This is a genomic window from Alcanivorax sp. (assembly GCF_014762765.1).
In the GTDB taxonomy this organism is placed as follows: Bacteria; Pseudomonadota; Gammaproteobacteria; order Pseudomonadales; family Alcanivoracaceae; genus Alcanivorax.
In genome coordinates this window covers 1-2,715 of sequence record NZ_JABURH010000183.1, presented here as the reverse complement: position 1 = coordinate 2,715, position 2,715 = coordinate 1, and the positions used below count along the sequence as shown (strand labels likewise).

Genomic DNA, 2,715 nt, shown 5'->3' with positions numbered 1-2,715 from the left:
TGCACCCGGGCATGTTCGCCGATGTGGCGTTGTCGTTAGCCGCACCCGAGAACGCGCTCACCGTGCCGGAAGAAGCGCTGACCCGAAGCCCGGATGGTGATTGGCAGTTGTTCGTGGAAGAAGAGCCGGGCCATTACCAACCCGTGGAAATCCAGCTCAACGGCCAACTGGCAAACCGTCGCATCGTCACTGGCATTGAGCCGGGCACCCGCGTGGTCACCCGCGGCGCTTTTTTTCTGGCCAGTGAAATGGCCAAGTCCGGCTTCGACATCCACAACCACTGAGGATCACCGTCATGTTTAATCGCATTGTCGATTGGGCGGTGACCAACCGTCTGATTGTGTTGTTGCTGCTGGTGATCACCCTCGGGGTGATCGGCTGGCAATTGCCCAACCTGAAACTGGATGCCTTCCCGGACGTGACCAACGTCCAGGTACAGGTGAACACCGAAGCGGAAGGTCTGGCCGCGGAAGAAGTGGAGCAGCTGATCACCTATCCCATCGAGGCGGTGATGTACGCGTTGCCCCAGGTGGCCGAGGTGCGCTCCATTTCCAAGACCGGCCTGTCCATCGTCACCGTGGTGTTCGAGGAAGGCACCGATATCTACTTTGCCCGCCAACTGGTGTTCGAACGGCTGCAGGCGGCACGGGAAGATATTCCCGAGGGCGTCGGCACCCCGGAAATGGGCCCCAACACCTCCGGGCTCGGTCAGGTCTATCAATACCTGCTCACCGCCCAGCCCGGTTCCGGGGTGGATGCCATGCAACTGCGCAGTCTTAACGACTGGGTGTTGAAGCTGCTGCTGATGCCGGTGGGCGGCGTCACCGATGTGCTCAGCTACGGCGGCGACGTGCGCCAGTATCAGGTGAACGTGAACCCCACCCGCCTGCTGGCCTACGACCTGACCCTGCAACAGGTCATGGACGCCATCGCCGCCAACAACCGCAACGCCGGCGGCTGGTATCTGGATCGCGGGGCCGAGCAATTGGTGATTCGCGGCATGGGCTGGGTAGGTAGCGGCGAGCAGGGGCTCGGCGACATTGCCGCCATTCCCCTCAAGGAAGTGGACGGTACCCAGGTGCGCGTCAGCGATGTGGCCAAGGTGGAGTTCGGCGGCGAGATCCGACAGGGCGCGCTCACCATGACCCGCCGCGATGCCAACGGCGAACCGGAAGCGTTGGGCGAAGTGGTGGCGGGCATCGTGCTCAAGCGCATGGGCGCCAACACCAAAGCCACCATCGATGGCATCAAGGATCGCGAAGCGCGCATCCGCCAGGCCCTGCCCGACGGGGTGGAATTCCAGGTGTTCTACGACCAGGCCGATCTGGTGGAAAAAGCCGTGGGCACTGTGGTCACCGCCTTGCTGCTGGCCTTTGTGTTTATCGTCATCGTGCTGGCGCTGTTCCTCATGAATCTCCGCGCCACGGCCCTGGTGCTGTTGTCCATTCCCCTTTCCATTGGCCTGGCGCTACTGGTCATGGCCAGCCTGGACATGTCCGCCAACCTCATGTCCCTGGGCGGCCTGGCCGTGGCCATCGGTATGCTGGTGGATGGCTCCGTGGTGATGGTGGAAAACATCTTCAAGCACCTGAGCCGGGTAGAGGGCAGCCATGATCAACCGGGCGGCATCGCCCTGCGCGTGAAAGACGCCGCCCAGGAAGTGGCGCGCCCGGTGTTCTTTGCCGCCAGCATTATTCTTGTGGTGTTCATGCCCCTGTTCGCCTTCGAAGGGGTGGAAGCGAAAATGTTCGTGCCCATGGCCATCAGCATCATGCTCGCCATGGCCGCCGCCGTGCTGGTGGCGTTGATCGTGGTGCCGGCCCTGGCGGGCTTTCTGTTCCGCCACGGCGTGGAAGACAAGCCCAACCGTCTGATGCAGTGGCTGGAAGCCCGCTACCGCGCCGTGCTGGCCAGGGCCATGCAGGCGCGCAAAGCGGTCATCGGCGGTGCCGTGGGGCTGTTCGCCCTGGCGCTGGCCACCACGCCCTTTATCGGCACCGAGTTCGTGCCGGTACTGGAAGAAGGCACCCTGGCCCTGCGCGTCACCCTGGCCCCGTCCTCCAGCCTCGATACCGCGTTAGCCGTGGGGGAAAAACTGGAACAGGAAATCATGACCTTCCCGGAAGTCACCTACGCACTCAGCCGGGTAGGCCGCGCGGAAATCGGCGGCGACCCGGAGCCGGTGAGCAACGTGGAAATCTACATCGGCCTCAAGCCGGTGAGTGAATGGGAAAGTGCCAGCAATCGCCTCGAGCTGCAGGAAAAAATTCAGCAAAAGCTCGATGTGCATCCCGGCCTGCTGCTCAACTTTTCCCAGCCCATCGCCATGCGCGTGGACGAACTGCTCTCCGGCGTCAAAGCCCAGCTGGCCATCAAACTGTTCGGCCCGGACCTAGCCGTGCTGCAGGAAAAAGGCGAGGCCATCACCCAGGTCGTGAAAGCCGTGGACGGTGCCACCGATGTGCAACTGGAACAGATCGCCGGGGAAGCCCAGCTGGTGGTCACCCCGGATCGCAACGCCCTCAGTCGCTATGACCTCAGCGTCAACCAGGTCATGGATCTGGTCAGCAACGGCCTCGGTGGCGGCAGCGCCGGGCAGGTGATCAACGGCAACGAACGCTACGACATTTACGTGCGGCTGGAACAAAGTGCCCGCAACAACGCCGAGGCCATCCGCAACCTGCGCCTGAAAGCCGCCGACGGTGCCTGGGTGCG

1 protein-coding gene and 1 pseudogene are annotated in these 2,715 nt (G+C 63.0%); both read left to right on the top strand.

All coding sequences use genetic code 11. From position 1 onward, the window contains the following. Positions 1–284 (top strand): annotated as a pseudogene (locus HUJ17_RS13715) (efflux RND transporter periplasmic adaptor subunit); the annotation flags it as partial. Positions 285–295: 11 nt separating this feature from the next. Continuing rightward, positions 296–2,715: CusA/CzcA family heavy metal efflux RND transporter (locus HUJ17_RS13710; RefSeq protein WP_290511217.1), on the top strand; the 2,420-nt coding region annotated here is incomplete at its 3' end.